Raw genomic sequence first — 7,950 nt, 5'->3', positions numbered from 1 at the left:
AAGCCCCCACCGCAACCCCAGCCAGCACAACCCCCACCCCAGAAGCGACCCCGGACCCCGAACCCACCCCAGAACCGAGTCCCACCCCAAACCCCGGACTCTATCAGGCTCGCGTCACCTGGCCCGAAGGCTTACTGCTGCGAGACAACCCCAGTTACGATGCTGGCAGCTTGGGGGGCATTGCCTTTAATGAAACGGTAACGGTCTTGGAAAATGTCCAGGATGGAGCCTGGCAGCGGGTTCGCTCTGAGTCGAGTAATCAAGAAGGTTGGGTCGTCGGCGGCAACTTAGAGGAAATCTCTTCTCCCTAAGGGGCGGCGATCGCCATCTCAAATCGTAATCTCAAATCGCCATCTCAAAGATTAATTTCAACCCCTCTGATGCGTCCCCCCAAGGATGCTAAAATAGTTTGCAAGATGTATTCTCCACAATCTCGACCGGATTACCGGACTTCAGGACTCCCAAAGTCCTGAGCCGGGGAATCCTGCATCGCCTCAACTCCTCCGATCGCAGGGGATGGAGCGATGATGACGTACTCTCACCTTGTTAAAGCATGGCTACGCTGACCCCGAACTCTCGCGAACGCAAACTCTCAAAACTCGAAGGAATTAAAGAACGCAGCGCCTTTCTGCGTGAACCCGTTGCTACAGAAATCCTCGAAGATACCACCCACTTTAGTGAAGCCGGGATTCAGATCCTGAAATTTCACGGCTCTTATCAACAAGACAACCGAGATAATCGGGTTAAGGGACAAGAGAAGGATTATCAAATGATGATCCGTACCCGGAACCCCGGTGGCTTTATTCCGCCGCAACTGTACCTGACCCTCGATCGCCTGGCCTCAGACTACGGCAACGAGACGCTGCGAGTGACCACCCGCCAAGGGTTCCAACTTCATGGCATCCTTAAGAAAAATCTCAAAGCCACCATTAGCGCGATCGTGCGTAACCTCGGCTCAACGCTCGGGGCCTGTGGTGATCTCAACCGCAACGTCATGGCGCCTCCGGCCCCGTTCAAAAATCGCCCCGAGTATGCCGCCGCCTGGGACTATGCCGATCGCATTGCCGATCTACTCACCCCCCAAAGCGGCGCCTATTACGAAATTTGGCTCGATGGCGAAAAAGCCATTTCCGGGGAGGAAGATCCCGAAGTCAAAGCGGCCCGCCAACGCAATGGCAATGGAACGCTCTTTAAAGATAAAGAGGAACCGATTTATGGGGAGCATTATATGCCCCGTAAATTCAAAAGCTGTGTCACGGTTCCGGGAGATAACTCCGTTGACCTCTATTCACAAGATCTGTCCCTAGTCTTGGTTAGCAACGAACAGGGAGAGGTTCAAGGGTTTAATATCCTCGCCGGTGGCGGCTTGGCCCGAACTCATAACAAAGAGGAAACCTTCCCTCGCTTGGCCGATGAAATTGGCTATGTGGATAAAGCTGATATTTATGACCTGGTGAAAGCCATTGTGGCCACTCAACGGGACTACGGCGATCGCCATAACCGTCGTCACGCTCGCTTGAAATATCTCCTCCATGATTGGGGCGTCGAGAAATTCCGTAGCACGGTCGAAGGCTATTTTGGCAAGTCGTTACAACCCTATCAGCCTCTGCCCGAATGGCGCTATGAAGACTATTTAGGCTGGCATGAACAGGGGGATGGCAAGCTCTTTTTAGGGCTATGGGTTCAAAATGGACGCATTGCCAATTATGGGGATTGGAAGCTCCGCAGCGCCCTGCGCCGTATTGTTGAGACGTTGGATCTGCCGATGCGTCTAACGCCCCATCAAAATGTCTTGCTGTACGACATTGATCCGAGCCAGCGTCAGACCATTAACGGTATCTTGCGGGAGGCTGGAGTTCAGTCCCTCGAAGGCTTGGATTCCCTGAAACGGTTGTCGATGGCTTGTCCTGCGCTACCCACGTGTGGGTTGGCGATCGCCGAGTCAGAACGGGCCATTCCCGATATTTTGGATCGCATTCGCAAGCTATTGGTTCGCGTAGGACTGCGTAAAGAAGAATTTGTGATCCGTATGACCGGTTGTCCCAATGGCTGTGCGCGGCCCTATATTGCCGAGTTAGGGTTTGTGGGACGCGCCCCCAATGTCTATCAGATGTGGTTGGGAGCAGATCCCCATCAGACTCGTTTGGCGCAAGTCTATCGCGATCGCGTGGCGGCCGATGAAATCGAACAGGTGTTAGAACCCTTGTTCGTCTATTTCAAACAAGAGCGTCAACCCGGCGAGCGCTTTGGTGATTTCTGCGATCGCATGGGTATGGACGGATTACAACAGTTCTCGGACAGCTACGATCCCTCAACCCTCAAACCCAAACGACAAGAACGCCATCGGATTCGCATTTATGACGAGGTTTACGATCGCCTCAAAGAAGAATCCCTGCGTTCGGGGAAACCCATGTTAGACCTGGCCAGCGAAGCCCTAAACGCCTATCTTGCCGGGAATCGCCAGGACACATAAACAGTACGGGAACAGTACGGGAACTCTATTCCCTGTTCCCTGTTCCCTGTTCCCTATTCCCTATTCCCTATTCCCTGTTCCCTGTTCCCTGTTCCCTATTCCCTATCCCCTATCCCCATAAAGTGTCATAGCTTGAGACACCGACAGCCGAGAGCGTACCCCCAAGGTTAAGGGTGAGGTATGTCCTCGGCTGAGGTGTTCTGAGGCGGCACAACCAATCATGGCCGCATTGTCGGTACAGTAGGCCATCGGCGGAAAGAGAACTCGTAGGCCGTTTTCCTCAGCAGCGGCGGTTAAGTCTCGACGTAAGCCACTGTTGGCGGCGACACCTCCTCCGACGGCGATCGTTGACAACTTATGGTCTAAGGCACAGCGGATAGTACGTTTGACGAGCGATCGCACCACGGTTTTTTGGAAACTGGCGGCGAGATCGGCCACGGGGAGTTCATCGCCTTCCGCCTTGAGTTTTTGCACCAGGCGCATCACAGCGGTTTTTAAGCCACTGTAACTGGCATCATAGGGGTGAATGCCGCCCTGGGGCAGTTTCACGCGGCCTTCGGGCAAGGGAAAGGCGTTGGGGTCACCGACTTGAGCCAGGCGATCGATTTCTGGGCCGCCGGGATAGCCGAGATCTAATAAACGGGCCACCTTGTCAAAGGCCTCGCCAGCGGCATCATCCCGAGTTTGACCGAGGGAGTGATAGTCGCCACAAGTTTTAACGTGAATGAGGCTGGTATGCCCTCCAGACACCAAGAGACAGAGAAAAGGCGGCTCTAGGCTGGGATCGCTGAGATAGGAGGCGTAGAGATGGCCTTCGAGATGGTGAACCCCGAGGAAAGGTTTGTCATGAACGAGGGCTAGGGTTTTGGCCGCCATTACCCCAACCAGTAACGACCCCACTAAACCTGGCGTGCAGGTGGCGGCTATTCCATCGAGTTGACTCGGATGGAGGTTTGCCTGGTCTAAACTTTGGGCGATCGCCTCGCCGAGTCGTTCGAGATGTTGGCGGGAGGCCACCTCCGGCACAACCCCCCCATAACGGCGATGGGTTTCGATTTGAGATGTAACAATACTACTTAAAACTTGACGTTTTTTAACAATTGCAACGGCAGTTTCGTCACAACTTGTTTCAATAGCAAGGATTGTGGTCATTTACTCTAAAAGGCTCTCCGGGAAGCGATATCTTTTATGATAGGATGCTAGCCAGATATCTTTGACATTGACCCCGACGCTGACATCGAGGTCATCAAAGATATCATTTTAAGTTTTGATATCCAAGGAAAGCATTCTTATGCGACGACTATTAGCGCTAGTACTGACCGCAGTTCTTTGGTTCAGTTTTGCTCCCACCGCTTCGGCTGACGTGGCGGGTCTGACTCCCTGTAACGAGAGTCCTGCCTTTATCGCCCGAGCCAAAGCCGCAACCACTGAGCAAGCGAAACAACGGTTTGAACTGTATGGACGCGAACTTCTCTGCGGAGAAGAGGGCCTTCCCCACTTGATTGTGGATGGTCGCTGGAGCCATGCTGGAGAATTTCTCATTCCTGGCGTGCTGTTTCTGTACATTGCTGGCTGGATTGGCTGGGCCGGTCGGAGTTATCTAATTTCGATTCGTGGCGAGAAATCTCCCGAAGAAAAAGAAATCATCATCGACGTTCCCCGGGCCGTTCGTTGCTCCTTGGCTAGCTTTGCTTGGCCTCTAGCGGCATTCAAAGAAATGACCACTGGAGAAATGTTTGCCAACGACAATGAAATCCCCATTTCTCCCCGCTAGACTGGACTAATTTCTCGTTTGAAAACCACGGAGTTGATTTAATTTATGAAAGACCTACAAAGATACCTGTCAACCGCTCCCGTTTTGGCAACGGCCTGGATGTTTATTACGGCGGGAATTTTGATTGAGTTTAATCGCATTTTCCCCGATTTACTCTTCCATCCTCTTCACTAAAGCACGGATCACGTCTTTATTTTGATGAGACCCAAAGACCCAACCGAATCGGTTGGGTCTTTTTTTTGTCCTGTTAACCCCCTTGCAGCAAACAGGCGACCGCTACACCTAACGCCGAACCAATGACGACTTGAAAAGGGGTATGTCCTAAGAGTTCCTTGAGGCGGTCTTCATCAAACTCAATGTCTTCATGAAACCAGGCATCAATCATTTGATTGAGAACCCGAGCCTGTTTCCCCGCCGCTTGGCGCACCCCAGCAGCATCGTACATGACGATCACCGCAAACACGACGGCGATCGCAAAATCAGGACTATCCCAGCCGAGAGTTTGTCCCACACCCGTCGCCAACGCCGTCACCAAAGCCGAGTGAGAACTCGGCATTCCACCGGTTTCAATTAAGACTCGTCCATTCAAGCGGCGATGTTGAACCGCGTACAACAGTAACTTCGACAACTGCGCGATCAAACAGGCCGCGAGTGCCACAATTAAAATGTGATTATTAAAAACCTGCGCCAAATCTTCCATAACTTCCCTTAGTACTGGCGACGGATAATAAACTCAGCAATTTCGACTAAGGGACGAGCCGCCTCAGCAAACGGTTCAAGTTCTGATTTAGCCTCTGCGATCGCCATTTCCGCCTGTCGCTTCGACTCCTCTAATCCCCACAAACTCGGGTAAGTTGCCTTTTGCACCTTAGCATCCTTGCCGGCCGTTTTACCCAACACTTCAGACGAGGCCGTCACATCGAGAATATCATCCACAATCTGAAAGGCTAAACCAATCTGATAGGCATAGCGAGACAGCCGTTCCAGCTCCGAGTTGGAAGCACCAGCTAACAAAGCCCCGGAAACGACACTGGCTTCAAGTAACGCCGCCGTTTTATGCGTGTGGATAAACTGTAACGTCTCCAGAGTAATATCGGGTTTCCCTTCCGACTCCAAATCCACAACCTGGCCCCCCACCAATCCAGCCGCACCGACCGCTCGTCCTAAACGAGCCACAACCCGCAAGAGGTTCGGCGCGGGGACATCTCGGGTTTCCACGGCGATATGTTCAAAGGCATAGGCCAGGAGTCCATCCCCCGCCAAAATCGCCACATCATCGCCAAACACCTTATGATTGGTCAGTTTCCCCCGTCGATAATCATCATTATCCATCGACGGCAAATCATCATGAATCAAGGACATGGTATGCACCATCTCCAACGCACAAGCCGTTGGCAGAGCCATCTCCCGAGTCCCACCCAGCATCTCACAGGTCGTTAAACACAAAATGGGTCGTAACCGCTTCCCCCCAGCCAAGAGAGAATAGCGCATAGCCTCATAGATTCGTTCGGGGTAGATGACCGGAAGTGCGCGGTCGAGCGCGGCTTCAACTAACGTCTTCCCCTCGGCCAAATAGGCACGGAGATCAAACTGCTCGTCCCGAGGCGAGTTCCGGTCGTCCGTCATTACCATCCCTTTATCCTTTTTCTGCATCATATCTGACAAGGTGTTTCCGGGCGATCGCATCTCCACAGAAACCCCCATCACTAGGCTACCAGACTGTTTGACATCCTCATGCCTTAAAATCGGGAAAACTCCCTTTCATCGCCACGAGATACCCGCAAGATACCCGCAACAAAAAGTGGCTCCCAACTCAGTGGGAGCCACATCATACCCTAATTCAGCTCAATTCAGCTCAATAGCGAAGGTCTGACATCCAGAATCTAACATCCAGAACCAGACTTCAGCCAGAGGCTCTAGTCGAGAGGGTTCATATTCAGAACCGGCTCAGTCTCACGATTGAGACCGGCTTCAAACCCACCCGCAGCAGCGCGAGCGCGTCCGGCGTGCCACAAGTGACCCACCAGGAAGAAGAACGCGAGAATGAAGTGAGACGCCGCCAACCAAGCACGAGGGTTAACGTAGTTAAAACCAGAGTTAGGCTCCGTAATAATCCCACCCACAGAGTTGATGGAACCGTTAGGAGCGTGAGTCATGTACTCAGCCGCACGGCGAAGTTGCCAAGGCTGAATATCATTTTTGAGTTTGTTGAGGTCGAGACCATTCGGTCCACGGAGAGGCTCAAGCCAAGGACCACGGAAGTCCCAGAAGCGCATGGTTTCACCACCGAAGATGATTTCACCGGTCGGAGAGCGCATCAGGTATTTACCCAGACCTGTCGGTCCTTGAGCAGACCCAATGTTAGCACCGAGTTTTTGGTCACGAGCCAAGAAGACAAAGGACTGAGCCTGAGAGGCTTCAGCGTTAGTCGGGCCGTAGAACTCACTCGGATACGCGGTGTTGTTGAACCAAACGTAAGCCGAAGCGATGAACGCCATCAGAGACAGAGCGCCGACACTGTAAGACAGATAGGCTTCACCGGACCAGATGAAGGCGCGGCGTGCCCAACCAAAAGGCTTGGTGAGGATGTGCCAAACACCACCAGCGATGCAGATTAAGCCAACCCAGATGTGGCCACCGATGATATCTTCCATGTTGTCCACACCGATGATGGACCCAACGCCACCAAAGGGGTTTCTCACGAGGTAGCCAAAGATAACCGAGGGGTCGAGGGTGGGGTTGTTGATGACGCGAACATCACCGCCACCGGGTGCCCAGGTATCATAGACACCGCCAAAGAACATGGCTTTAGCAACCAACAGCAGCGCACCACCTCCCAAGAGGATGAGGTGGAAACCAATGATGTTGGTCATTTGGTTTTTGTCCTTCCAGTCATAACCGAAGAAGGAGGAATATTCTTCGAGGCGTTCGGGGCCACGAACAGCGTGGTAAATTCCACCGAGGCCGAGAACAGCCGAAGAAATCAGGTGAAGAACACCAACGACAAAGTAGGGGAAGGTGTCGATCACTTCACCACCAGGGCCAACGCCCCAACCGAGAGTTCCCAGGTGAGGGAGCAAGATTAGACCTTGCTCATACATGGGTTTTTCGGGAACAAAGTGAGCGACCTCAAATAAGGTCATCGCGCCGGCCCAGAAGACAATCAAGCCAGCGTGGGCAACGTGAGCGCCGAGTAGTTTACCCGACAGGTCGATAAGACGAGCGTTCCCAGACCACCAGGCGAATCCTGATGATTGTTGGTCACGTCCGCCACTGATCATGGCAGTGTTGAACGATGTTGTCACGAGGTTTAACCTCCTCTAAATCTAACGTGCGTCGGGGATAGGAGAACCATCAAGACTTTGGCGTTGATGATTCTCCCGGTGAAAAGGGTCAATGGGGGGATTAGGCTGAGACTTGCATCAGAACAACGATGCTAAGACCTACAGTAGCAAACCTACGGTAGCAAACCCCCCAGTGGTAAACCCGAGTTAATTCAAATTGAATCCGAATTGACCAAGGGGATTACCCAGGGTGTTACAGAACGTTTTATAGAACGTTTGACAGAACCTGTTACAGAGCGTTACCGCGAGGTAGAACTTCCTCGGGGAACTCAAAGTTTTGGTGAGGTTGGTCCGTCGGGGCCATCCAAGCGCGAATCCCTTCATTCAAGAGAATGTTCTTGGTGTAGAAGGTTTCAAAC

8 protein-coding genes and 1 pseudogene are annotated in these 7,950 nt (G+C 52.6%); 4 read left to right on the top strand and 5 right to left on the bottom strand.

Annotation, left to right across the window (positions count from 1 at the left end; genetic code table 11):
• Both R6U67_RS06400 and sir read left to right on the top strand, forming a co-directional pair.
• The coding region (locus R6U67_RS06400; protein WP_410251767.1) for an SH3 domain-containing protein at nt 1–311 on the top strand (311 nt) is incomplete at its 5' end.
• A 242-nt stretch (nt 312–553) separates the two neighbouring features.
• Nucleotides 554–2,473, top strand: a complete 1,920-nt coding sequence (gene sir, locus R6U67_RS06395) for a sulfite reductase, ferredoxin dependent (protein ID WP_410251766.1) — start codon at nt 554–556, stop codon at nt 2,471–2,473.
• Between the two features lie 102 nt (nt 2,474–2,575).
• Here sir and tsaD read toward each other — a convergent pair whose 3' ends face one another.
• Nucleotides 2,576–3,625: a tRNA (adenosine(37)-N6)-threonylcarbamoyltransferase complex transferase subunit TsaD gene (gene tsaD, locus R6U67_RS06390; RefSeq protein WP_410251765.1), complete on the bottom strand. Its 1,050-nt coding sequence runs from the start codon at nt 3,623–3,625 to the stop codon at nt 2,576–2,578.
• 139 nt (nt 3,626–3,764) lie between these two features.
• Here tsaD and R6U67_RS06385 point away from each other — a divergent pair, with 139 nt between their 5' ends.
• Entirely contained in the window at nt 3,765–4,247 is a 483-nt protein-coding gene (locus R6U67_RS06385) for a Photosystem I reaction center subunit III (protein WP_410251764.1), read from the top strand.
• Nucleotides 4,248–4,292: 45 nt separating this feature from the next.
• Entirely contained in the window at nt 4,293–4,421 is a 129-nt protein-coding gene (psaJ, locus tag R6U67_RS06380; RefSeq protein WP_068787884.1) for a photosystem I reaction center subunit IX, read from the top strand.
• A 73-nt stretch (nt 4,422–4,494) separates the two neighbouring features.
• Here the strand turns inward: psaJ and R6U67_RS06375 are convergent, their stop codons facing one another.
• The 4 genes and pseudogenes from R6U67_RS06375 to R6U67_RS06360 all read right to left on the bottom strand — a co-directional run.
• Complete coding sequence (locus R6U67_RS06375; RefSeq protein WP_068787885.1) at nt 4,495–4,947, bottom strand: divergent PAP2 family protein; 453 nt, start codon at nt 4,945–4,947, stop codon at nt 4,495–4,497.
• Between the two features lie 8 nt (nt 4,948–4,955).
• Nucleotides 4,956–5,879, bottom strand: coding sequence for a geranylgeranyl diphosphate synthase CrtE (crtE, locus tag R6U67_RS06370; RefSeq protein WP_410251769.1), 924 nt, complete (start codon nt 5,877–5,879; stop codon nt 4,956–4,958).
• Nucleotides 5,880–6,163: 284 nt separating this feature from the next.
• Entirely contained in the window at nt 6,164–7,528 is a 1,365-nt protein-coding gene (gene psbC / locus R6U67_RS06365) for a photosystem II reaction center protein CP43 (RefSeq protein WP_410251768.1), read from the bottom strand.
• A gap of 292 nt (nt 7,529–7,820) precedes the next feature.
• Nucleotides 7,821–7,950, bottom strand: a pseudogene (locus tag R6U67_RS06360) (photosystem II D2 protein (photosystem q(a) protein)); the annotation flags it as partial.

It is taken from the genome of Sodalinema sp., from assembly GCF_046483825.1.
In the GTDB taxonomy this organism is placed as follows: Bacteria; Cyanobacteriota; Cyanobacteriia; order Cyanobacteriales; family Geitlerinemataceae; genus Sodalinema.
Note: the sequence above shows the minus strand (reverse complement) of the source record. Positions and strands in the feature narration are given on the sequence as shown.

Coding starts and splice junctions, on each gene's coding strand:
- sir (WP_410251766.1), top strand. CDS start 554: ATGGCTACGCTGACCCCGAACTCTCGCGAACGCAAACTCTCAAAACTC.
- tsaD (WP_410251765.1), bottom strand. CDS start 3,625: ATGACCACAATCCTTGCTATTGAAACAAGTTGTGACGAAACTGCCGTT.
- R6U67_RS06385 (WP_410251764.1), top strand. CDS start 3,765: ATGCGACGACTATTAGCGCTAGTACTGACCGCAGTTCTTTGGTTCAGT.
- psaJ (WP_068787884.1), top strand. CDS start 4,293: ATGAAAGACCTACAAAGATACCTGTCAACCGCTCCCGTTTTGGCAACG.
- R6U67_RS06375 (WP_068787885.1), bottom strand. CDS start 4,947: ATGGAAGATTTGGCGCAGGTTTTTAATAATCACATTTTAATTGTGGCA.
- crtE (WP_410251769.1), bottom strand. CDS start 5,879: ATGGTAATGACGGACGACCGGAACTCGCCTCGGGACGAGCAGTTTGAT.
- psbC (WP_410251768.1), bottom strand. CDS start 7,528: ATGATCAGTGGCGGACGTGACCAACAATCATCAGGATTCGCCTGGTGG.